Source organism: Xanthomonas arboricola pv. guizotiae (assembly GCF_002940205.1).
Classification (GTDB): Bacteria; Pseudomonadota; Gammaproteobacteria; order Xanthomonadales; family Xanthomonadaceae; genus Xanthomonas; species Xanthomonas arboricola_C.
Genome location: NZ_MDSK01000011.1, coordinates 90822 through 114749 on the forward strand (window position 1 = coordinate 90822; position 23928 = coordinate 114749).

Sequence of the window (23928 nt, forward strand, 5' to 3'; positions counted from 1 at the left end):
CGCCACTCACAGCGCCATCCCCGAGCGCCCGGCGCACACTCACTCCGCGATAAACAGCGCGCGCACCGTGCCACGCGCCGCATCCAGCGAAAAATGCCGGGCCACGTTATGCAACCCGTTGTCGGCCAGGCGTTGCCACAGCGCCGCATCGCGATACAGGCGCACGATCGCTGCGGCGAAGGCCTCGGCATCGTCGGCCACGCAGACGTCCTCGCCGTCGCGTAGATGCATGCCTTCCACCGCACAGGTGGTGCCGACCACCGGTTGCCCGTGCGCCATGCTCAGATTGATCTTGCCCTTGACGCCGGCGCCGAAGCGCAGCGGCGCCACCGCGATGCGTGCATTCTCCATGAACGGCAGCAGATCCGGCACATGCCCGTGCAATTGCACGCCGGGGCATTCGTCCGCCAGCAGTGTCAGCGCCGCCGGCATGTCCGCGCCGATGCAGTGGAAGACCACCTCCGGCAATTGCGCGCGCACCTGCGGAAAGATCGCGCTGATGAACCACTGCACCGCATCCACATTGGGCGGATGCCGGAAGCCGCCGACGAACACCAGGTCGCGGCGTTGCGCGAAGCGGCGGCCGCTGCCGGCCACCTCATGCAGGTTGGAGAGCAGGGCGGTGCGGATCTGCGGTGCATCCGCCTGCAGCTGCGCCTGTTCGGCTGCCGAGACCAGCAGCGTGACATCGGTGGCGGCCATGATCTCCAGCTCGCGCAGGCGGGTGCGTTCGGCCGCGCGCAACAGGTTGGCATCGCCGGCCAGCGCGGCGCCGCGGCGCTCGCGCAGGTAATGCAGGTCGACGGTGTCGAACAGGGTGCGCGCCTGCGGGGCGTATTGTCTGAGCAGCGGCAGGCAGGCATGCGCAACGTGGTGACGCACCAGCAACACCACCGCAAACCGTGGGCCGTGCGTGCGCAGCCAGTTGCCGATGCCGTCCAGGAACGGCGCGTACCAGACTTCCACGCCCAGTTGCTGCAGTGCCTGCGTGTGCCGTCCGGCGTGTTCGCGGCGGGTCGGCACGAACACCACGTGCGCGCCCTCTTCGCATAGCAGGCGGATCAGATTGAACTGCCGCAACGAGCCCGAGTCGCGGTCCGGTTGCGGCACGCATTCGTCCAGGATCAGCACCTGGCGTTGGCCACGATGCAGCAGCGCAGGGCCGGGGACCGTGCCGACCGGCAGCTGCGTTGCCAGCGCCTGCTGCCACTTGTCGGCGAACACGCCTTGGTTGCGCACCTGGTACGCCTTCACCCCGGTGCGGGTGTCGGTGCCATTGCTGGTGCCCTCGTCGTGCACCACCACGCTGGCCGGCTGCACCAGCACCCGGTAGCCGGCGGCACGCACCGCAAACGCCAGGTCGGTGTCTTCGTAATACGCCGGCATGTAGCGGCGATCCAGCCCGCCCAGCGTCTGCAACAGCGCGCGTGGCAGCGCGATGGCCGCACCGGAGCAGTAGTCCATCGCACGCACATAGGCATGGCGCGGATCGTCGGCCGATTCGAAGCGGCCGTAGCTCCAGGCGCTGCCGTCGGCGAACACCACGCCGCCGGATTCCTGCAGGCGTCCGTCCGGGTACACCAGCTGCGCGCCGACCAGCCCGGCGCCGGGGTGCTGGGCAAACGTGTCGATCAGCCGATCCAGCCAGCCGGGTTGCGGGATGGTGTCGTTGTTGAGCAGCACCACGTAGTCGCCGCGCGCCAGGGCGATGCCGTCGTTGCAGGCGGCGATGAAGCCGCCATTGCTGGCGCGCCGGTGGTAGTGCAGCCCTTGCACCAGCGGCAGCTGCGCCTGCGTGGCGTCGCTGCTGCCGTCGTCCACGACGATGATCTCCACCTCCAGCAGCGGCGGATGTGCTGCCAGTGCGCGCAGGCACGCCAGGGTGTGCGCGATGTGGTTGTAGACCGGAATCACCAGCGTCACCCGCGGGGCGTCGCTGTGCGGGACCGCAAACGCGGCAAACGGTACAGCCTCCGGCAACCACAGCGGCGTGCCCAGCGCCACCGGCGGTGCCTGCGTATGCACGCGAATGCGCTGCCAGGTGGCGCGCCAGCCGCGTGTGCGCATGCTCGCCACGCTGCGGTGAATCAGCCCAAGCACGCGATTTAACAGATAGCGTGCATCGGCCAGGGACATCGACATTCCGTTGGAACTCCAGACGTGGCGTGGCGAAGAAAACCCGGCGAGCAGTCGTCAGGCGGCGAGGACGGCGCAAGGCAAGCGCAGGGGACGCAGGGTACCTGCAGATACCGAAGACGGTCCGTGCCCGCTGACGGTGCGCGTGGCCGTTTTGTTAGCCGCGCTTAAGTCAGAGGGGCCGGCCGGCCACAACCACGACAGCGCTGCGCTAGACTCGCCGGACTCTACATTCTCGCATTCCTGTGCCCCGACGCCACGACAACGACGCTCCCGACGATTTCGAGGACGACTCCACCGAGCAAGGTTCCCGCTGGCAACGCAGGCTGATTGTCTGGGCTTTTGCGGCATTCGCGCTGGCGTTCGGTTTTCTGATTCCCTACACGGTGTATCTGAACAAGCAGGTCACCCAGCGGTTCGGCGAGCTGCGCTGGCAGATCCCGACCCGCGTGTACGGGCGGCCGTTGGTGCTGGCACCCGGCAATGCGCTGGATGCGGCCACCTTGAAGACCGAGCTGGACGCCGCCTCGTACCGTGACGACGGGCAAGCCAGGCTGGCCGGCACCTACCAGCAGGACGGCAGCCGCTTCACCATCGCCAGCCGCGGTTATATCGATGTGGATGGGCGCGTGCCTGCGCGGCGGGTGGAAGTCAGCCTCTCCGGCGGGCGCGTGGCCAGCCTGCGCGACGCCGGCGACCGCAAGGCGCTCAAGAGTGCGCGGCTGGACCCGGCGCGCATCGCCACGCTGTACGGGCAGAAGCAGGAAGAGCGCCGCCTGGTGCGCATGGAAGAAGTGCCTGAGCTGCTGGTCACCGGCCTGCAGGCGGTCGAGGACCGCGACTTCAACAGCCACCACGGCATCGATCTCAGCGGCATGGTGCGTGCGGCCTGGATCATGGCGCGCTCCGGCGGCCAGGTCCGCCAGGGCGCCAGCACCCTGACCCAGCAGCTGGCGCGCAGCGGCCTGCTCGGCATCGGCAAGGAACAGACCCTCACCCGCAAGTTCAACGAAATTCTCTACGCAGTGATCATGGAGGCGCGTTACGACAAGCGCACCATCCTGGAGGCCTATCTCAACCAGGTCTATCTGGGCCAGCGCGGCGGGCAGGCGATCCATGGCGTGTCCTCGGGCGCGGAGCTGTGGTTCGGCCGCGAGCTCAATTCGATGACCACCGAGCAGATCGCCTTGCTGATCGGGCTGGTCAAGGGGCCGTCCTACTACGACCCGCGGCGCAACCCGGAGCGCGCGCTGGATCGGCGCAATTTCGTGCTGGGCAAGCTGCACGAAAACAACCTGATCGACGCGGCCGAATACAAGCGCGCGCTGGCCGCACCGCTGGGCGTGCCCACCGAGCCGGGCCTGGTCGCGGCCAACCGCTTCCCGGCCTATGTGGATCTGGTGCGGCGCCAGCTCGCGCACGATTACCCGGAAGGCGTGCTGCAGGGCGCCGGCATGAGCGTGCTCACCGGCATGTCGCCGTCCGCGCAGGCCTATGCCGAAGGCGCTGTCACCGGCACCATCAAGCGGCTGGACAACAAGAAGCGCCCACCGTTGCAGGCCGGCCTGGTGCTGACCGACGTGCATAACGGCGACGTGCTGGCGGTGGTCGGCAGCCGCGACGTGGCCAAGCCGGGCTTCAACCGCGCGGTCGAAGCGCAGCGGCAGGTCGGCTCCCTGCTCAAGCCGTTCGTCTACCTGCTGGCGCTGGCCTCGCCGGACCGCTGGGCGCTGTCCAGCTGGGTCGACGATGCACCGGTGACGGTGCAGCTCAGCCGCGGCAAGACCTGGTCGCCGGGCAATTCCGACAACCGCAGTCACGGCACGGTGCGGCTGATCGATGCGCTGGCGCATTCCTACAACCAGGCCACGGTGCGCGTGGGCATGCAGGTCGGCCCGGAGCGCATCGCACAACTGATCCAGGTACTGGCCGGCATCAAGGCCGACAGCAATCCCTCGCTGATCCTCGGTGCCACCGACCAGAGCCCGTACGGCATGGCGCAGCTGTACCAGTTCCTGGCTGCCGGTGGCGAGATCCAGCCGCTGCACGCGGTGCGCGGCGTGCTCGATCCGCAGGGCAAGCTGCTCAAGCGCTACGACAAGACCCCGGCGCCGGCGCAGGAGGGCGATTCGGTGGCGGCCAACCTGATCAGCATCGCCCTGCAGCAGGTGGTCAGCGGCGGCACTGCGCGGCAGTTGCTGGGCGATGGCCTGGGCCGGTTGTCGCCGGCCGGCAAGACCGGTACCTCCAACGACGGCCGCGACAGCTGGTACGCCGGCTACACCGGCGACCACCTGGCGGTGATCTGGATGGGCAACGACCAGAACGAGCAGACCGGCCTGTACGGCGCCACCGGCGCGATGCGGGTATGGTCGAGCATCTTCGCGCGGCTGCCGAGTGCGCCGTTGAAGGTCAGCGGCAAGGGCCTGGACTGGCAGTGGGTGGACGCGGCCGGTACCGGCGTGACCGATGCCGGCTGCCCGGGCGCGCGCCAGTTCCCGTTCGTGGTCGGCTTCACGCCGGCCTACGCCCCCTGTGCCGGCAATGCGCCGTCGATCGAAGGCGTGCCGGGCGATGCATCCGCGCCGGCCGAGCAATCCGGCGGTGGTGGCTGGCGTCGCTTCTTCGGCCTGGAAAAGAAGCCGGAAGACCCCGCGCCGGCACCCGCCGCGGCTGCACCTGCACGTTGACTGGAGTGACCCGATGAACCGACTGCACCGTTTGCTTGCCCTCGCTGGCGTGTCTGCCGCGCTCACCGCCTGCGTCAGCGCGCCCCCCTTGCCGCCGCCGGCCCCGGTGGACCCGACCACGCCGACCCAGCGGCTGCTGCTGATCGAACGCGAGGCCGGCGTCGACGATACCGAGCTGTCGGTGCAGCCATTGCGCGACCCGCAGGTGGACGATCTGCGCGAGACCGCCAAGAGCAGGCGCCAGGCCGGCGACCTGGCCGGCGCGGCGGCGTCGCTGGATCAGGCCGTGGGCCTGGTCTCCGGCGATCCTGCCATCCTGCAGGAGCGTGCCGAAGTGGCGGTGCTGCAGGCCGACTGGCCCGCCGCCGAGCGTTTCGCCAAGCAGGCCATCGAACTGGGCTCCAAGACCGGGCCGCTGTGCCGTCGGCACTGGGCCACCATCGAACAGTCGCGGCTGGCACGCGGCGAGAAGGAGAACGCCGCCTCGGCCAAGTCGCAGATCGCCGGGTGCACGGTGCCGGGCGTGAAACGCTACTGAGCGCGGCCAGGACGCCGGCTGCGCCTGCTGCACGACGGGCGCGGCGAGCGTGATGCGGCCTGTCAGTTTCGCGCACCTGCTCGACGCGAGCCGTCCGTTCCCGCGCGCGACCGTCAGCGGCGCCACGCGGCCATCTTGGCGCGTAAACGCCGGCTGCGCGGCCAGTGCCGCCGCCGGCCCACCGGCGCAACCCAGGCAGCGGCAGCGCGCACGCGCTAGGCTGTCGCGCTTCCTGCCCCAGCTTCCGGTCCCATGTCCCAACTTGCCACTGCCAGCATCGAGGCGCTCAGCGAGGGCGGGGCGCTTGCGCGTCAGCTCGATGCGTTCGCGCCACGTGCCGCGCAGTTGCGCCTGACCGGCGCCATTGCCGAGGCGTTGGAGGCGCGCGAGGTGCTGCTGGCCGAAGCCGGCACCGGCACCGGCAAGACCTACGCCTACCTGGTGCCGGCATTGCTGTCGGGGCTGAAGACCATCGTCTCCACCGGCACACGCGCATTGCAGGACCAGTTGTTCCATCGCGACCTGCCGCGCGTGCGCGCCGCGCTCGGCATCGGCCTGCGCAGCGCGCTGCTGAAGGGCCGCGCGAACTATCTGTGCAAGTACCGCACTCAGCAGGCGCGCGGTGAGCCGCGCTTTGCCACGCCCGAGCAGGTCTCGCAGTTCCAGCGCATCGTGGCCTGGAGCGGGCGCACCCAATTCGGCGACATGGCGGAGCTGGAAGCCTTGCCGGACGACTCGCCGCTGCTGCCGCTGGTGACCTCCACCGTCGACAACTGCCTGGGCACCGAATGCCCGTTCTACAGCGAGTGTTTTGTGGTGCAGGCGCGCCAGCGCGCGCAGGCGGCCGATCTGGTGGTGGTCAACCACCATCTGCTGCTGGCCGACCTGGCGCTCAAGCAGGAAGGCTTCGGCGAGATCCTGCCCGGCGCGCAGGCCTTCGTCATCGACGAAGCGCATCAGCTGCCGGAGCTGGCGGCGAACTTCTTCGGCGAGAGTTTCGGCATGCGGCCGTGGCAGGAACTGGCGCGCGACTGCATGGTCGAAGCGCGCCTGGTTGCCGGTGCGCAGGCCAGCCTGCAGGAGCCGATCCTCGCCCTGGACGAGGCTCTGCGCGGCCTGCGTGCGGGCATGGAGGGCCTGCCGTCACGCGGCACCCAATGGCGTGCGCTGGCCAAGCCGCAGGTGCGCGAGGGTTTCGATGCGGTGCTGTCGTCGCTGGCGCGGCTGGGCGAGGCCCTGCTGCCGTTGCGCGAGGCCTCGCCCGGGTTCGATGGCTGTAGTGCACGTGCGCAGGAAGCGCTGGCGCGGCTGTCGCGGTGGCTGGGCGAGGATGCGCCGGTGGCGGATTTCGACCAGGAGCTGCCGGACACCGTCGACAACGATGTGCTGTGGTACGAACTCAGCCCGCGTGGATTCCGTTGCCAGCGCACGCCGCTGGATGTGTCCGGCCCGCTGCGCGAGCACCGCGAAAAATCGCATGCGGCCTGGGTGTTCACTTCGGCCACATTGGCGGTGGGCGGCGAGTTCGACCACATCGCGCAGCGCCTGGGCCTGAGCGATCCGGTGACCTTGCTGCAACCCAGCCCGTTCGACTGGGCGCGCCAGGCACTGTGCTACCTGCCGCCGCATCTGCCCGATCCTGCCGCACGCGGATTCGGCACCGCGCTGATCGCGGCGCTGATGCCGGTGCTGGACGCCTCCAATGGCCGCGCGTTCCTGTTGTTCGCCTCGCACCGCGCGCTGCGCGAGGCGGCCGACGCATTGCGCGGCGCGCCGTGGCCGCTGTTCGTGCAGGGCGAGGCGCCGCGTGCCACCTTGCTGCAGCGTTTCCGCACTTCCGGCAACGGCGTGCTGCTGGGCTCGGCCAGCTTCCGCGAGGGCGTGGACGTGGTCGGCGATGCCTTGAGCGTGGTGGTGATCGACAAGCTGCCGTTCGCCGCACCCGACGACCCGGTGTTCGAAGCGCGCCTGGATGCGATCCGCCGCGACGGCGGCAACCCGTTCCGCGACGAGCAGTTGCCGCAGGCGGTGATCGCGCTCAAGCAGGGCGTGGGCCGGCTGATCCGCAGCGAGACCGATCGTGGCGTGCTGGTGCTGTGCGACCCGCGCCTGGTGAACAAGGGCTACGGCCGCACCTTCATGCAGTCGCTGCCGCCGTTTGCGCGCACCCGCGAGATCGGCGACGTGCGCGCGTTCTTTGGCGTCGCCGAGCCGGTGGGCGACAATGGCGTGCTCGCGTTGCCGTTCGGCGACGCCTGAGCTTTCTCCTTCCTGCCTGCGGTCCTGCCATGAAAGTCCTCGCGTTCGAGACCTCCACCGAAGCCTGTTCCGTCGCGCTGCACGTGGATGGCCGCGTGCTGGAGCGCTTCGAACTGGCGCCGCGTCGCCATGCCGAACTGGCGCTGCCGTGGGCCGGGCAACTGCTGGCCGACGCCGGCATTGCGCGCCGCCAGCTCGACGCGATTGCGGTCGGTCGTGGCCCGGGCGCCTTCACCGGCGTGCGGCTGGCGATCGGCATTGCGCAGGGCATCGCGCTGGGCCTGGACGTGCCGGTGCTGGCGGTGTCCACGCTGCAGGTGCTGGCCCTGCGCGCGCCCGCCGAGGCGACGCAGGTGCTGGCCTGCATCGATGCGCGCATGGGCGAGGTGTATGCCGGCGTCTTCGCGCGCGCTGGCGACGTGCTGCGCGAGCTGGTGCCGGAAGTGGTCTGCGCACCGCAGGAATGCCTCGTGCCGGACGCGCTGCAGCGCTTTGCCGGTGTCGGCAGCGGATTCGCCGCTGCCGAGGCAGTGCTGCAACAACGCTTTGCGACCCGGCTGAGCAGCATCGATGCCGCCGCATTGCCGCATGCCGCCGACCTGCTGACGCTGGCCGTGCCCGCGCTGCTGCGCGGCGAAGGCGTGGCGCCGGAGCGGGTGGAACCGGCCTATCTGCGCGACAACGTGGCGCTGACCCTGCTCGAGCAGCAGGCCGCGCGCGCAGCCAAGGCCGCCGGCACCGCGCCATGACCGATGAATTGCAGCGCGCGCGTTTCCGCGGCTGTCTGCTGGGCCTGGCGGTGGGCGATGCGCTCGGCACCACCGACAGTTCGCGCACCATGCATGCCGCTGACGAAGCGCTGGATGCCTGCCGGCTGTTCGCTTTCCAGTTGCGTGCCGCGTTGCTCGGCGGACAGCGCCAGCAGGTGTTGCAGACCCGCTGCGAAGGGCTGTCGACACCGGCGCTGCGTGCGTTGTCGGTGCGCGACCATGACGCGTCCCTGTCGGGACGCGCGACGGCTCAACGATCGTCGTGCAGCTCGCCGCCGGGCAGGAACAGCCAGGTGCGTGTGACCTGCAGGATGTCCACGTCGTCCTTGGTCCGGGGCAGTGGCGGGAACGGCTGCGCCAGCTGCACCACCCGCAGCGCTGCCGCATCCAGCGCCGGGGTGCCGCTGGAGACCAGCACGCGGCTGCTTTCCACGCTGCCGTCGCGGCGCACGCCCACGCTGATCACCACCTTGCCGCCGAGTCGGCGCCGGCGCGCCTCGTCCGGGTAATTGAGATTGCCGACGCGCTCGGCACGGTCCACCCACGCACGCAGGTAGTTGGCGTAGGCGTATTCGCGGGTACTGGCCGAGACGAACTTGCGATTGGGGCGCTTGGCATATTGCTCCGAGCGCAGATGCACCTCGGCGGCGAGCCGGGCCATTTCCGCGTCGCGCTGCACGCGTTGCGCATCGGTGGGCGAGGGCAGGTCGGTCTGCGGATTCGGCTGCGGCGTTGGCACGGCCTGCTCGCCGCGGCGGCTGGCCACCACGCGGGTCTGGGTCGGCTCCGGCGCCTGCAGCGTGGTCGCACGCTGCGCCTGCGGTGCCAGCCCGCTGCGGTCCTGCGGCACCACCCCGGGCTGGCTGTCGCGCGGGCGTTGCGCGGTGGCGTGATTGCCGCCGCCCTGCTGGTTGGCCTGGGCCAGGAAATCGGCCTGCCTGGGCGTCAGCGGGGTGCTGGTCTGGCTGAAGATCACATCCAGCGTCGGCACCAGCGGTGCGTCCTCGCTGACCGCAAACCCTACGCCCAGGATCAGCACGCCGTGCAGCAGCAGCGAGATCACCAGCGTCGCGGTCAGCCGGCGGCGCTCGTCCATGGGAGCCGGCAGTGCCGCGGCCGCGCTCATTGCGCCGCGCCGGCCTCGATCGCGTCGAACAGCAGCCCGGCGATGTTCAGGCCGAACTGCGCATCCAGCTCGCGCACGCAGGTGGGGCTGGTGACGTTGACCTCGGTCAGGTAATCGCCGATCACGTCCAGGCCGACGAAACGCATGCCGCGGCGACGCATCTCCGGGCCCACCTGCGCGGCGATCCAGCGGTCGCGCTCGGACAGCGGCCGGCCTTCGCCACGTCCGCCGGCGGCCAGGTTGCCGCGGAATTCGTCGCCCTGCGGAATCCGTGCCAGGCAGTAGTCCACCGGCTCGCCATCGACCAGCAGGATGCGCTTGTCGCCGGCGCTGATGTCGGGGATGAAGCGCTGCGCCAGGGTCAGCTTGCGATTGCCGTCGGTCAGCGTCTCCAGGATCACGTTGAGGTTGGGGTCGCCGCTGCCGCTGCGGAAGATCGAACGCCCGCCCATGCCGTCCAGCGGCTTCAGCACGGCCTGGCCGTGGTCGAGCACGAACGCCTTGAGCGCGGCGGAGTCGCGGCTGACCAGGGTCGGCGGGCAGCACTGCGGAAACAGCAATGCGGCCAGTTTCTCGTTGTAGTCGCGCAGGCCCTGCGGGTCGTTGACCACCTGCGCGCCGGCGCGCTGGGCCACGGTCAGGACCTGGGTGTCGTAGACGAACTCCGCATCCACCGGCGGGTCCTTGCGCATCAGCACCACCTGGCCGGGGCCGAATTCCAGTTCGGCGAACTCGCCCAGGGTGAACCAGCCGGCCTTGTCCTCGCGCACGCGCAAGGGCGCGACCTGTGCCACCGCGCGTCCCTCGCGCAGGCTGAGGCCGCCCGGACGCACATACTGCAGGCGGTGACCACGCCGCTGCGCTTCCAGCAACATGGCGAAGGTAGTGTCTTTGGCGATCTTGATGGAGGCGATGGGATCCATCACCACGACGACGTCGAGCGACATGGGGAGCTAAACCTTTGGAACAGGCTGCCGATGGTAACTTCAAGCGGTGGCGATGGCGCGCCCGGCCGGTCGTGAATGCGCGACTTGCCGCTCGGCCCGCAGCTGCACACGGTCGGAACGTCCGCCTGGCGGGCCCCCGGCAAGGTACCCTTGACAGTCAATGCGGGTCTTGGGATATACATGCAGTTTCGTAGCGACGCCGGCAGGGAAGAAGCGTCGCGCGTCCGGGGATATTTGCATGACTGAAAACATGGCTGCGGGTGGGGAACTCGCAGGACTGAAGGTGATGGTGATCGATGATTCGAAGACCATTCGCCGCACCGCCGAAACGCTGCTGAAGCGGGAAGGCTGTGAAGTGGTGACAGCAACCGATGGTTTCGAGGCACTGGCCAAGATTGCCGACCAGCAACCTCAGATCATTTTTGTCGACATCATGATGCCGCGCCTGGATGGGTACCAGACGTGCGCGTTGATCAAGGGCAACCAGCTCTTCAAGTCGACGCCGGTGATCATGCTGTCGTCCAAGGACGGCCTGTTCGACAAGGCACGCGGCCGCATCGTCGGCTCCGAGCAATATCTGACCAAGCCGTTCACACGTGAAGAACTACTGAGCGCGATTCGCACGTACGTCCACGCCTGACCAGGGGGAAAGGCAACATGGCTCGAATTATATTGATCGAGGACTCGCCCACCGACAGGGCAGTCTTCAGTCAATGGCTGGAAAAAGCAGGCCATACGGTCGTCGCCACCGACAATGCCGAAGAGGGACTGGCGCTGATTCGCAGCCAGGCGCCCGATCTGGTGCTGATGGACGTGGTGCTGCCCGGCATGAGCGGTTTCCAGGCAACGCGTGCATTGGCGCGCGACCAGGCCACCAAGGACATCCCGGTGCTGCTGGTCAGCACCAAGGGCATGGAAACCGACAAGGCCTGGGGTTTGCGGCAAGGTGCCAGCGACTACATCGTCAAGCCGCCGCGCGAAGACGATCTGATCGCGCGCATCAAACAACTGGTGCGTTGATGCGCTCTCCATTCGACATTCTCGAAGACTACGAGCGGCGTAGTCTTGCGCACGCCACGCCGCTGCCGGAACGCCAGTTCTCGGCCGACATCTGGCGCGGCGTCGGCTATCGCGTCGGCACCCGGCGGCTGGTCTCGGATTTCCGCGAAGTTGCGGAAATCGTGCCGATGCCGCCGGTCACGCCGGTGCCGGGCGCGCAGCCCTGGCTGCTGGGCGTGGGCAACCTGCGCGGCAACCTGTTCCCGGTGATCGACCTGAAGCAGTTCCTGGAGGGCCGTCGCACGGTGCTGCAGGAAGGCCAGCGCGTGCTGATCATGCGCCAGAGCGGCGGCGACGTCGCGCTGACCATCGACGAGCTGTACGGCCAGCGCAGCTTCGAGCAGGTCCAGGCGGTGGAACCCGGCGAGTTGGCGCAAGGCCGCTATGCCCATTTCATCGACCGTGCCTTCCGCAACGAGACGCAGGACTGGGGCGTGTTCTCCCTGGCGTTGCTGTCGCGCACTCCTGAATTCCGGCAGGCCGCGGCCTAAGCCGCGACCCCGCCACGTCATACAGATCGAGGTCGAACCATGAGTACCGCCCCGGACGCCCGCAAGACCAACAAGCTCGGCAGCGTCAGCACCAGCTTCTGGCTTGGTTTGCTGGTGTTGTCGATGATCGTGTTCGGCGCCAATACCGGCGTCGCCACCTGGCAGGGCAGTCGCCTGGCCGGTGCCGGCACCGGCGCGGCCGATCTGCAGGTGCTGTCGCAGCAGCTGGCCAACCAGGGCCGCGAAGCGGTCTCCGGCGACCCCAAGGCGTTCGCCGCGTTCAAGGACACCAAGGGCCGTATCGACAGCACGGTCAGCGAACTGGATGGCCGCTACGGCCAGGAAGGCTCGGTCGCCGGTGCGATGGCCCAGCTCAAGGCGACCTGGGTGCCGCTGAGCAAGAACGCCGATCAGGTCATCGCCAGCGAACCGGCGGTGCTCGGTCTGGCCGGCAACGCCGAACGCTTCTCCGGCAGCGTGCCGCAGCTGCAAGCGCAGTTGAACGAAGTGGTGCGCGCGATGACGGTCAGCGGCGCGCCCGCGGCGCAGATCTACAACACGCTGCAGCAGGTCGTGGTCGCCGGCACCATGGCGCGCCGGGTGACCGAAATGCGCGCCGGTGGCGCCAATGCCGCCGCCTCCGGCGATGCGCTGGCACGCGACTCGGTGGTGTTCACGCAGATGCTCGAAGGCCTGCGCTCAGGCAACGACGAACTGGGCATCGCCGCGGTGCGCAACCCGGCCGCGTTGTCGGCGCTGGAGCAGTCGCAGGCGCAGTGGGCGACGATGAAGAAGGACGTCGACGCCATCCTGGCCAGCTCGCGCAACCTGTTCGCCGCGCAGTCCTCGGCCGCCGCGCTGACCGCCGGCTCGAACAGGATGCTGGACGACAGCAAGAAGCTGTTCGATGCGTTTTCGGCATTCGGCTCGGTGCGCGACACGCGCCTGTTTCCGAACTTCTGGCTGGGCGTGGTGTCCGGCCTGCTGGCGCTGCTGGCGATCATCGGCTTTGTCTGGAGCTCGGTGCGGGTGCGCTCGCGCGAGCAGGACGTGCGCTACCAGGCGCAGGTGGAATTCAACAGCCGCAACCAGCAGGCGATCATGCGCCTGCTGGACGAAATCAGCTCGCTCGGCGAGGGCGACCTGACCGTCAAGGCCTCGGTGACCGAGGACATGACCGGCGCGATCGCAGACGCCATCAACTACGCCGTGGACGAGTTGCGCCACCTGGTGACCACGATCAACGACACCTCGGCCAAGGTCGCCGTGTCGACCCAGGAGACCCAGGCCACTGCGATGCAGCTGGCCGACGCGGCCGGCCAGCAGGCCAACCAGATCACTACCGCCTCCGAGCGCATCAGCGAAATCGCCGCCAGCATCGAACAGGTGTCGCGCAACTCCACCGAGTCGGCCGAAGTGGCGCAGCGCTCGGTGGTGATCGCCGCCGAAGGTGCCGGCGTGGTGCGCGAGACGATCCAGGGCATGGACCAGATCCGCGACCAGATCCAGGAAACCTCCAAGCGCATCAAGCGCCTGGGCGAATCCTCGCAGGAGATCGGCTCGATCGTGGAACTGATCAACGACATTTCCGAGCAGACCAACATCCTGGCGCTCAACGCCGCGGTGCAGGCAGCATCGGCCGGCGAGGCCGGTCGCGGTTTCGCGGTGGTGGCCGACGAAGTGCAGCGCCTGGCAGAACGCACCTCCGGTGCGACCCGGCGCATCGAAGGCCTGGTGCAGACCATTCAGGCCGATACCAACGAGGCGGTCAGCTCGATGGAGCAGACCACCTCCGAAGTGGTGTCCGGTGCGCGCCTGGCCGAAGACGCGGGCACCGCGCTGACCGAAATCGAGCGTGTGTCCAACGCCTTGAACAACCTGATCAAGAACATCTCCATCGCCGCGCACCAGCAGTCGGCCGCGGCGACGGATATCACACAGACCATGGGCGTGATCCGTCAGATCACCAGCCAGACATCGCAGGGTGCGGAGCAGACGGCCGAGTCGATCGGCAACCTGGCCCAGCTCGCTGCCGATCTGCGCCGTTCGGTCGCCGACTTCAAGCTGCCGGCGTGAGCACGACGCGGAACGGGAAAGGATCAGCAGATGGCGCGTAGTAGCGTTACGTCGATGCAGGAACAGACCGGTGGCCGCCTCGGCGGTAGCCCGGCCGTAGGCAGGGGGCTGCAATGAGTGCGCTTCGCGATGCGATGAGTCACGCCGCGCTGGGCTGGGTCAAGCCGGAGCTGGACGAGACGTTGCGCCAGGCGCGCAACGAGATCGAGTACTTTGCCGAAGAACCGTCCGACACCAGTCGGATGCGCTTCTGCGCCGGCTACCTGCACCAGGTGCAGGGCACCTTGCGCATGGTCGAGTTGTATGCCCCGGCGATGGTGGCCGAAGAGCTGGAACTGCTGGCCCAGGCCGTGCAGGCCGGCGAGGTCGCCGACCGCGACGAAGCCTGCGCCATGCTGATGCGCGGCACCGTGCTGCTGCCCGATTACCTGGAGCGCCTGCAGAACGGTCACCGCGACATTCCGATCGTGCTGCTGCCGCTGCTCAATGAGATCCGCGCCACGCGCGGTCAGCCGGGCCTGAACGAAAGCGTGCTGTTCGCGTTCGATCCGCAGGCCGGCGTCGCCACCGAGGCCGAGCTGGATCACGCGCGCGGCAGCCTGAGCGGGCGCAATCGCGAATTGCTCGACACCGTCGGCAATGCGGTCAAGGAAGAGCTGCTGCGCGTCAAGGACGCGCTGGACCTGCACCTGCGCACCGGCGGCGAGATCGCCGAGCTGCAGACCCAGGTCAAGGATCTCGGCAGCGTTGCCGACACCCTGGGCATGATGGGCCTGGGCGTGGCGCGCAATGTGGTCGTGCAGCAGCGCGATGCGCTGGCACGGGTGGTCGAGGGCCAGGTGCAGATGGACGAAGGCGTGTTGCTGGATATCGCCGGCGCGCTGCTGTATGTCGATGCCTCGCTGGATGACCAGGTCGCCAGCCTGGGCGCCGATGTCGGCGACGGCAACGAAGCCGGCAACAGCGCCACCTCCTCGGAAGTGCGGCGCACGGTGGACGTGCTGGCGCAGGAGGCGATCGCCAATTTCGGTGCGGCGCGCGAGCATTTCGTCGCCTTCATCGAGACCAACTGGGACCACGCCCGCCTGGCCGAGGTGCCGCATCTGCTCGGCGAAGTCGGCGGGGCGCTGCGCATCCTCGAGCTGCCGCAGGCGGCCGATTATCTGGAGGGCGTGCGCCGTTATGTCGATCTGGAACTGATCGGCAAGCAGCGCGTGCCCAGCGGGCGCCAGCTGGACACCCTGGCCGATGCGATGGCCAGCCTGGAGTACTACCTGGAAGCCCTGCGCGAGCGCCGTCCCGGCCGCGAGGAGATCCTGGACATCACCCGCAACAGCCTGGAGACGCTGCGCTACTGGCCGCTGCCCTCGGGCCAGCCGTCCGATTTGCCGGTCGGTGCCGATCAGCCGGGCAGCCTGGCAGAACCGCAGCCGGTGGTCGCCCCGCCGTTGCAGCGTGCCGACACGCCGCAGGCCGACAACGATGCCGCGCCTGTGCCGTCGCTGGAATGGGCCAACGAAACCGTGGTCGAGGCGCCATTTGCCGCCAGCGTGGTGCACGACACCGGTGCTGCCGCCACCGATACGGTGTTCTCGTTCGACCCGGTCGCCGCCGAAGAAAGCGTCTCCGGCCAGGCCCACGTGCCGTTGACGGTTGCGCCGCTGGACCTGTCCGACGATGGCGCGCAGGCGCCCGGCGACTGGCAGCTGGAAACCACCGAGCACGCCGCACCGATCGCCACCTCCGTGTTCGACCCGGTGTCGGCCGAGCAGGACGGCAGCGTGTCGGCCGATGCCGCGCAGGTCAGCTATACCGTGGATCTGAGCGCGCTGGAGCAGGACGACAACGCCACGCCGGCGCTTGCCGAACCGGCGCCATTGCAGATCGAGCAGATCGAGTTGCCGGGCGATGCCGAGCAGACCGAGGCACCGCTGGACTTCATCGCGCAGGCCCAGACCAGGCGCGCGCAGACCAGCCTCGAGGATGCGTTCTCGCCACCGCCGCTGCCGCCCGTGGCGCCGCAGCAGCGGGACGACCCGTTCGTCGACTCCGCGCCCGAACCGCCTCCAGCCCCGGCCGACGCCGCCGCCGAGCAGAGCGCGCCGCGCGTGCAGCAGGCGGTGGTCAGCGAGTTCGAACTGGACGCCGCATCGACGGCGTTTTTGGCCGAGCTCGACGCGGCCGCCGCGCAGTTCGATGTGCAGCGTCCGCAGGCAGCGCAGACTGGCGATACCGAGGCTCAGGTTGCAAAGGCAGCGCCCGAGCCGACAGTGAGCGAGCCGGCCCAGGCCGGTGCCGATGCCGGCATCTTCGGCGGCTTTGGCGACAGCGATATCGACGACGACATCCGCGACGTGTTCCTGGAGGAATTCGACGAGGAACTGGTCAATCTGGGCCAGCTGCTGCCGGTCTGGCGCGCCGCGCCGCACAGCCAGGACAACCTGCGCCCGATCCGCCGCGTCTTCCACACCTTGAAGGGCAGCGGTCGTCTGGTCGGTGCGCAGGCGCTCGGCGAGTTCAGCTGGAAGATCGAGAGCATGCTCAACCGCGTGCTCGACAATTCGCGGCCGGCCAGCCCCGCAGTGGTGGCAATGGTCGAGCTGGCCTACGAGGTGCTGCCGCAATTCAACGCCGCATTGCGCGACCAGGGCCGCATCAGCGCCGATCTGCCGGACATCCAGGCAGTTGCCGAGCGCGTGGCCGCGGGCGAAGAAGTCTATTACGTGGCCGTGCCGGCGACGCCGGTGGCTGCGGATGTCGCCTTCGTTCCGGCAACGGCAGGCGTGTTCGCGGCGACCGGTGGCACACCGGCGTCGGTGGACAGCGTGCTGCGCGAGATCCTGGAAGCCGAAGTCGCCACCCACCTGGAAACCGTCAACGCCTGGCTGCAGGCCAGCCAGGCCGGGCCGCAGTTGGCGAGCGAAGCATTGCTGCGCGCGGTGCACACCATGAGTGGCGCGTTTGCGATGACCGACGTGCCGGAAATCACGCTGGTGACCACGCCGGCCGAGAGCTACGTCAAGCGTCTGCTTGCCGCATCGCTGCTCCCCTCGCAGGAGGGCATCGACGCCATTGCCGCAACGGCGGCGGCAATCGCCACCACCGTGACCGCCTTGCGTGCCGATGCGCCGTTGATCCCGTCGTTTGCGCCGTTGAGCGAGCACCTGCGCGCGCTGGTGGAGACGCTGCCGGAAGCGCAGTGGCCACCGCAGGCATTCCTGGACGAGCTGGAGGATCTGGATGCGCCGGGCGAGATGGCGGTCAGCAGCGAGTCGGCGGTCGAGCTGACCGGCGCGCAGGATCTGTCGCGGTACCTGGACGCCAGCATCCTGCCGGCGGATGCGAGCGATCACAGCGCGCCCGCGCATGTCGCCGATGACGCAGGGGATGCCGATGCGCACGCCGATGCCGACGCCGATGCAGCGATCGCGGTGGACGAGCTGGCCGAGGCCGAGGCCGAAGACACCTCGGCGCTAGCGTTGGACGCACCGGCGCCGCACGAACAGACGCAGACGGCTGACGTTGCTGCGCTGGAGCAGGAGCAGGTTGCTGATTCGGTCGAGGCTGCGCAGGCCCCGGCCGGTGATGCAGTCGCCTCCGATGCGGGAGCGGAGCAGCTCGCCGAGGCGTCGCATGGCGATGCTGCCCAGCACCAGCACGAAGCCGAGGCCGAGTCGCCTGGCGTCGATGGGCACGACACGCCGGCCGATGAGCCGGTGGTCGACGCCGATGCCTGGGATGCGACCGGATTGCAGCAGGCCGGCAGTCACGATGCGGCGGCGCATGAGCAATCAAGCGACCTGCCGCAAGCTGGCGGGCACCTGGCAGTGGACGAGTTGTCCGATGCGGAAGCCGCATTGGGCGACGCGCAGACGCTCGCCGCGCCGGAAGCCGGGGAGATTGCTGCCGAGCGTGCAGACGCCGAGCAGGCGTCGCCGGGCGAGCCCGCTGCCGTGCACGACCGGCACGACCAGCGCGGGGGCGACGCAAGCGCGCAGGATGCCGACGCGGCGTCCACGGACGAAGCACCTGTCGAGACCATCGAGGCATTGGAAGCGGTACATGCGCAGGCGCAGCACGCGCAGCTGCCTGCCGACGAGGCAGCGCAGCACGGCGATGTGGCGTTGTCGCACGATGCCGACGCGCAGTTTGGCGACCAGTTGCAAGACACGGCGCCGGTGGGCGAGCAGTCGCCTTCCGAAGAACACGCGCTGTCGGGCGAGCAGGTGCACCTGCAGGAACCTGCGCATGCGGACGAGGCTGCGCAATCGGAAGCGCATGTCGATTCGGGCGAGCAGGAGCACCTGAACGCGCACGCGCATGCCGACGAAGTCGAGCACGTTGCGGAAGCCGAGCGCGCTGCAGAAGCAGAGCAGACTCCAGCAGCAGAGTACGCTGAAGCAGAGCAGGCGACAGAGGCGGAACAGACTGCGGACGTGGAACAGGCCGCAGACGCAGAGCACGCGGCGGACCTACAGCAGGCTGCGGAAGCGCTACCCGAACACACCATCGAATCGGTGCAGGCCTTCGAGATGGCGCAGGTGGCCGATCGGGTCGAAGAGACCGGCGATCCGCAGTCGGAAATTGCGCCGGAGCTGCAATCGGACGTTGTTGCCGACGCCGAGGCGGATTCCCGTGCCGATGCAGAGGTCCATGCGCAGCATCCAGACGCGGACGCAACGCTCGATGCCATCGACGCAACGAGCGTCGAGCATCCCGAGCAAGTCGAATACACCGAACAAGTCGAGTATCCCGAGCACGCCGAACTAGTCGGACACACCGAACACGCCGAACTAGTCGGACACACCGAACACGCCGACCAAGTCGGGCAAGCCGACTCCGCAAGCGAACACGAAGACGTCGCAGCCGTGGCCTTCAGCGCGCCGGTGGAAGACGCCGCAGCGGCCGATAGCGCCGCCAGCGACGTGGGCGCAGCCTTCGATACCGGCCCGCTCAACTTCGACCAGCTCGATGGCGAACTGGTTGACATCTTCGTCGAGGAAGGCCGCGACCTGCTCGACCATTGCGATGGTCTGATCGCCCGCATGCGCGAGGTGCCGGAAGACCGCGAGGTCCTCAACGGACTGCAGCGCGACCTGCACACGCTCAAGGGCGGCGCGCGCATGGCCGGCATCAACGCCATCGGCGACCTCGGCCATGCGATCGAATCGCTGCTGGAAGCCGTGGCGGCCAACCGCACCGACATCGACCGCGACGACGTGCGCCTGTTCGAGCGCGGCTTCGACCGCCTGCACCAGTTGTTGACCCGCACCGGCATGCACCGCGCCGTGGCGATGCCGTCCGACCTGGTGGAAGCCTTCGAGACCCGCACCCGTGGCCGCAATGCCGCAGAGCCCAGCGACGCCGATGTGCGTGCGATCGCCAAGGCGTCGGTGGAACCGGCACCGCTGTCGGCGCCCATCCCGGTCGACGGCCAGGTCGAGGAAGAACTGCTGCCGCGCGCGCAGCAGGAACAGGTGCGCGTGCGTGCCGACCTGCTCGACCGCCTGGTCAATCACGCCGGCGAAGTGGCGATCTACCGCTCGCGCCTGGAACAGCAGATGGGTGCCTTCCGCGGCGCCATGGGCGAACTGGATCGCACCAACGCCCGTCTGCGCGACCAGTTGCGTCGTCTGGATCTGGAAACCGAAGCGCAGATCGTGGCGCGTTATCAGCGCGAGCAGGACCAGGGCGATCGCACCTTCGATCCGCTGGAACTGGACCGCTTCTCCACCCTGCAGCAGCTCAGCCGCGCGCTGAACGAATCGGCCGCCGACTTGGGCGGTCTGCAAGGCGTGCTGGAAGATCTCTCGCGTCAATACGACGGCCTGCTGCAACAGCAGTCGCGGGTCAGCTCCGAGCTGCAGGACGGCCTGATGCGTGCGCGCATGGTGCCGTTCGACGGCCTGGTGCCGCGTCTGCGCCGCGTGGTCCGCCAGGCCGCCAGCGACACCGGCAAGCAGGTGCATCTGCTGCTGGAAGGCACCCAGGGCGAACTCGATCGCAACGTGCTCGACCGCATGGTCGCGCCGTTGGAACACATGCTGCGCAACTCGGTGGCGCACGGGCTGGAAGCGCCCGAGCAACGGCGCGACGCGGGCAAGCCCGAAGAGGGCAGCATCGCGATCCGTCTGCGCCGCGAAGGCTCGGAAATCGTGCTGGAAGTGGCCGACGACGGCGCCGGGCTGGACCGCGAGGCGATCCGTCGCCGCGGCGAGCAGCGCGGCCTGATCGAACCCGGCCAGGAGCTCAGCGAGGCCGAACTGGATGGGCTGATCTTCGCCTCCGGTTTCAGCACCTCCGAGCAGGTCAGCCAGCTGGCCGGCCGTGGCGTGGGCATGGACGTGGTGCGCAACGAAGTGCGTCAGCTCGGCGGCTCGGTGGACATCCACTCGGTGCGCGGCCAGGGCGTCACCTTCACCCTGCGCCTGCCGCAGACGCTGGCGGTCACCCAGGCGGTATTCGTGCGCATTGGCGACACCACCTTCGCGGTGCCGGTGGCGTCGGTCAGCGGTATCGGCCGCATCTCGCGCAGCCGCTACGAGTCGGGCGAGGGCGGTTACCACTACGCCGGCGAAGAGTACGTGCTGCACGATCTCGGCTCGCTGGTCGGCCAGGCCGCCGCGCGCGCCGATGGTCAGGCGCAGGTGCCGTTGCTGCTGGTGCGTGCGGGCGACCTGCGCGCAGCAGTGGCGATCGATCAGGTGCTGGGCAACCGCGAAATCGTGGTCAAGCCGGTGGGCCTGCAGATCGCCTCGGTGCCGGGCATCTACGGCGCCACCATCACCGGCGATGGCCGCGTGGTGGTGATCCTGGACGTGGCCCCGCTGGTGCGCCGCTATCTCAGCCAACCGGCGCGTCCGGCGCTGGAAACGCAGACCGAAGCGCAGCGTCAGGTGCCGTTGGTGATGGTGGTGGACGACTCGCTGACCATGCGCAAGGTCACCAGCCGCGTGCTGGAACGTCACAACCTGGACGTCACCACCGCACGCGACGGTGTCGAGGCGCTGGAACTGCTCGAAGAGCGCGTGCCCGACCTGATGCTGCTGGATATCGAAATGCCGCGTATGGACGGCTACGAACTGGCGACCGCGATGCGCGCCGACCCGCGCTTCAAGGCGGTGCCGATCGTGATGATCACCTCGCGCAGCGGCGAGAAGCATCGCCAGCGCGCCTTCGAGATCGGCGTGCAGCGGTACCTGGGCAAGCCTTACCAAGAGTTGGATCTGATGCGAAACGTGTATGACCTGCTGGGGATCGCCCGTGTCCGAGACTAATGGCGCAATGGGAACTCCGGTCGCCCTGCTGGGCCGTCCCGGACAGGCGCGCGAGCGCCTGCGCGAAGCGCTCGGCCTGGCCGGCGCCCACGTCGTGCTGGAAGACGAGCCCTGCGCAGTCGATGTGCAGATGTTGCGCGATGCCGAGCCGGTGGCGGTGCTGGTCGCGCTGGAGCCGTCGATCGAAGACGCGCTCGAAGCGCTGGAGCCGGCCTTCAACATGCCCGGCGTCACGGTGATCTTCGACGAAGCCGAGCTGACCGTGCGCCGCGAGGGCTGGGAAGCGCAGCGCTGGGTGCGCCATCTGGCCGCCAAGCTGCATGGCCATGCCGACGTGTTGCCGCCCGGCACCGAAAGCGAGCCGTCGCTGCAGCCCGAGCCGGGCCTGGCGCTGGCGCCGCCGCAGCATTCGGACCTGCAACTGGACCAGCATCTGGAAGCGGCCGCGCATGCCTTCGAAAGCGTGCCCGGTGATGGCTTGTTCACTCACGCCCCCGAGCACGCCGAGACATCGGCCGGTGCCGACACAGCCGGCCAGACGCTGGGCGATTCCAGCACCTGGGGCCTGGTGGATGAGGTCACCGTGGTGGTGCGTCCGCGCACCGAATTGAACATGGACGCGTTGTCGACCGGCGGCTTGTCGCTGGTGGATCTGGAGCACAGCGGCGAGGTCACAGGTGCTGTGCTGGTGATGGCCGGGATCGGCGGGCCGGATGCGATCCGTCGCCTGCTGGCCGCATTGCCGCCGGAATTTCCGCGTGCCGTCCTGGTGCGCATGACGCTCGATGGTGGCCAGTACGGCAACCTGGTGCGGCAGATGGGGCGTGTGTCCGCGCTGCCGGTGGAGCTGGGTGAAGCCGGGCAGACCGTCGCGCCGGGCAAGGTCTATGTGTTGTCCGACGAGATCGGCCTGCAGCAGCACGCCGGCGCACTGGCCTTCGTGGCGCAGAGCGATCCGGCCGGGTTGATCGCTGCCTTGCCGCCGGCCGACAGCGCCGTGCTGATGCTCAGCGGTGCCAACGAAGCATTGGTGGAGGCCTCGCTGGCGCTGGCCGAGCAGGGCGCCTGGCTGGCGGGTCAGTCCGCCGACGGCTGCTACGACCCGGCTGCGGCAGCGCGGCTGGCGCGACAAGGTATTTTGACCGGCGACCCCGCGCAGTTGGCGCAGGCGTTGGCACAGCGTTGGCCGGCGTAAGTCGGGCGCTCCCTCTCAGATCGGAACAGTGCGATGAGCTACGCCAATAACGACGAAATCCGCGGCGTCCTGATTCAGGCGGGCAACGAGCGCGTGCTGCTGCCCAACGCGACGGTGGCCGAGGTGATGTCGCGCGTGGCGGTCGAAGCGCTGCCGGACATGCCGCGCTGGGTGGTCGGGCGCATCGACTGGTACGGCTGGAAGGTGCCGCTGTTGTCGTTCGCACGCCTCAGCGGCCTGGGCGACGAGCCTACCGCGCTCAACAACAAGGTCATCGTGCTGAAGGCGCTGGGCGGCAATCCCGCACTGCCGTACTTCGCCCTGCTGACGGCCTCGTTCCCGCAGCTGATCTCGGTGCCGCGCGACGGACTGCTGGCCGACGCGTCGGAAGACGCGTTGCCGGAAGGCGTGCACATGCGCGTGCTGCTCGGCGAGCAGAGCGCGCTGCTGCCGAACCTGGATGCCATCGAGTGGCAGGTGGCGCAGGCGCTTGCAGCGGCCGACGCCGCCTGAGGGCGGCTGACCCGGTTTCTGCTTTAGCCGTGTCTCACGCAGGCGGCTATGTACAACAACGCAGTGATGGAGGCAGGCAATGAGCTTGCCGGCATTTTTGCCGCGGCGGCATGCCGACGGTGTGCTGCTCTGCGACCTTGCCAGCGTCGACCCTGCGGCTGTCGCCGACTATCACGCGCGCAACCGCACGCATCTGGCCAATGCGATGCCGCTGCGACCGGAGGCGTTCTACACCGCAGACGGCTGGCGGCGGCTCTGCATCGCCTATCGCACTTCGGTTCCTGGCGAGCGCGAACTGCAGCTGGTGTTGGTCGCGGCGCAGCAGGTGATTGGTACGGTAGGGTTTACCCAGATCCAGCGCGGTGCGTTTCAAGCCTGCCATCTTGGCTATGGTCTGGATGCCGCGGCACAAGGGCGTGGCCTGATGCATTGGGCTGCCACGCAGGGCATCGCGTTCGTGTTCGGTCCGTTGGGTCTGCACCGGGTGATGGCGCAGTACGTGCCGGAGAATGTGCGCAGCGCACAGGTCCTGGCGCGGCTGGGCTTCCAGATCGAAGGCCGCGCACGGCGTTACCTGCAGTTGAATGGCGTGTGGCGCGACCACGTGCTGAGCAGCCTGTTGCGCGAGGACGGCGAGACTGGCGAGAACGGTGAGGTGGCCGAAGGCTGATTGGTGCAGTGAAGGCCGGCGGTTGTTGACGTCTGTGCTGTTATTGGTCATTGCACACTGCTGGCGAGCATTGATGCCTGGAGTCGCGTTGCACCAAGCGTCGATGCCGGGATGGCGCGGGGAGGGCGCACTTCGTGAATCTGCCTTGGCCGGGACTTTGGTGGACTGCGCGCGATGATCC

At 68.7% G+C, this 23928-nt stretch carries 14 protein-coding genes and 3 pseudogenes; 14 read left to right on the forward strand and 3 right to left on the reverse strand.

The genetic code is table 11. From position 1 onward, the window contains the following. Positions 1–39: 39 nt before the first annotated feature. Positions 40–2142: a glycosyltransferase gene (locus XarbCFBP7408_RS08940; RefSeq protein WP_181106265.1), complete on the reverse strand. Its 2103-nt coding sequence runs from the start codon at positions 2140–2142 to the stop codon at positions 40–42. Positions 2143–2381: 239 nt separating this feature from the next. Between XarbCFBP7408_RS08940 and mrcB the strand changes: the two genes are divergently transcribed. The 5 genes and pseudogenes from mrcB to XarbCFBP7408_RS08965 all read left to right on the forward strand — a co-directional run. After that, positions 2382–4826: a penicillin-binding protein 1B gene (gene mrcB / locus XarbCFBP7408_RS08945; RefSeq protein ID WP_104562654.1), complete on the forward strand. Its 2445-nt coding sequence runs from the start codon at positions 2382–2384 to the stop codon at positions 4824–4826. A 13-nt stretch (positions 4827–4839) separates the two neighbouring features. Further along, positions 4840–5364, forward strand: coding sequence for a hypothetical protein (locus XarbCFBP7408_RS08950; RefSeq protein ID WP_104562655.1), 525 nt, complete (start codon positions 4840–4842; stop codon positions 5362–5364). A gap of 252 nt (positions 5365–5616) precedes the next feature. Next, on the forward strand, positions 5617–7623 hold the full coding sequence (locus XarbCFBP7408_RS08955) for an ATP-dependent DNA helicase (protein ID WP_104562656.1): 2007 nt from the start codon (positions 5617–5619) through the stop codon (positions 7621–7623). 29 nt (positions 7624–7652) lie between these two features. After that, complete coding sequence (gene tsaB, locus XarbCFBP7408_RS08960; protein ID WP_104562657.1) at positions 7653–8372, forward strand: tRNA (adenosine(37)-N6)-threonylcarbamoyltransferase complex dimerization subunit type 1 TsaB; 720 nt, start codon at positions 7653–7655, stop codon at positions 8370–8372. A 56-nt stretch (positions 8373–8428) separates the two neighbouring features. Continuing rightward, positions 8429–8620: pseudogene (locus tag XarbCFBP7408_RS08965) on the forward strand (ADP-ribosylglycohydrolase family protein); the annotation flags it as partial. Between the two features lie 23 nt (positions 8621–8643). Here XarbCFBP7408_RS08965 and XarbCFBP7408_RS08970 read toward each other — a convergent pair. Together XarbCFBP7408_RS08970 and gshB are read right to left on the reverse strand one after the other, a co-directional pair. Then, positions 8644–9519, reverse strand: a complete 876-nt coding sequence (locus XarbCFBP7408_RS08970; protein ID WP_065032655.1) for an energy transducer TonB family protein — start codon at positions 9517–9519, stop codon at positions 8644–8646. Next, positions 9516–10466, reverse strand: coding sequence for a glutathione synthase (gene gshB / locus XarbCFBP7408_RS08975; protein WP_104562658.1), 951 nt, complete (start codon positions 10464–10466; stop codon positions 9516–9518). The genes XarbCFBP7408_RS08970 and gshB overlap by 4 nt, the downstream gene beginning before the upstream one ends. Before the next feature lie 238 nt (positions 10467–10704). On the opposite strand from gshB, the gene pilG reads away from it, so the two are divergent. The 9 genes and pseudogenes from pilG to XarbCFBP7408_RS09015 all read left to right on the forward strand — a co-directional run bounded on the left by pilG (position 10705) and on the right by XarbCFBP7408_RS09015 (position 23747). Next, a complete protein-coding gene (pilG, locus tag XarbCFBP7408_RS08980; protein WP_104562659.1) occupies positions 10705–11106 on the forward strand; it encodes a twitching motility response regulator PilG in 402 nt (133 codons plus the stop codon). Positions 11107–11123: 17 nt separating this feature from the next. Next, positions 11124–11486 carry a response regulator gene (locus XarbCFBP7408_RS08985; RefSeq protein ID WP_024940328.1) on the forward strand — a complete coding sequence of 121 codons (363 nt, stop codon included), beginning with the start codon at positions 11124–11126 and terminating at the stop codon, positions 11484–11486. Then, complete coding sequence (locus XarbCFBP7408_RS08990; RefSeq protein ID WP_003482487.1) at positions 11486–12016, forward strand: chemotaxis protein CheW; 531 nt, start codon at positions 11486–11488, stop codon at positions 12014–12016. Before XarbCFBP7408_RS08985 ends, XarbCFBP7408_RS08990 begins: the two co-directional genes overlap by 1 nt. Before the next feature lie 39 nt (positions 12017–12055). Then, on the forward strand, positions 12056–14092 hold the full coding sequence (locus XarbCFBP7408_RS08995) for a methyl-accepting chemotaxis protein (RefSeq protein ID WP_104562660.1): 2037 nt from the start codon (positions 12056–12058) through the stop codon (positions 14090–14092). Between the two features lie 113 nt (positions 14093–14205). Then, a pseudogene (locus XarbCFBP7408_RS23460) lies at positions 14206–17596 on the forward strand (Hpt domain-containing protein); the annotation flags it as partial. A gap of 1334 nt (positions 17597–18930) precedes the next feature. After that, positions 18931–21369 (forward strand): annotated as a pseudogene (locus XarbCFBP7408_RS23465) (hybrid sensor histidine kinase/response regulator); the annotation flags it as partial. 7 nt (positions 21370–21376) lie between these two features. After that, positions 21377–22564, forward strand: a complete 1188-nt coding sequence (locus tag XarbCFBP7408_RS09005) for a chemotaxis protein CheB (protein WP_104562662.1) — start codon at positions 21377–21379, stop codon at positions 22562–22564. A 33-nt stretch (positions 22565–22597) separates the two neighbouring features. Then, a complete protein-coding gene (locus tag XarbCFBP7408_RS09010) occupies positions 22598–23077 on the forward strand; it encodes a chemotaxis protein CheW (protein WP_064507419.1) in 480 nt (159 codons plus the stop codon). A gap of 79 nt (positions 23078–23156) precedes the next feature. After that, positions 23157–23747 (forward strand): GNAT family N-acetyltransferase, encoded by a 591-nt coding sequence (locus XarbCFBP7408_RS09015; protein ID WP_104562663.1) that lies wholly within the window; start codon positions 23157–23159, stop codon positions 23745–23747. Positions 23748–23928: the final 181 nt, after the last annotated feature.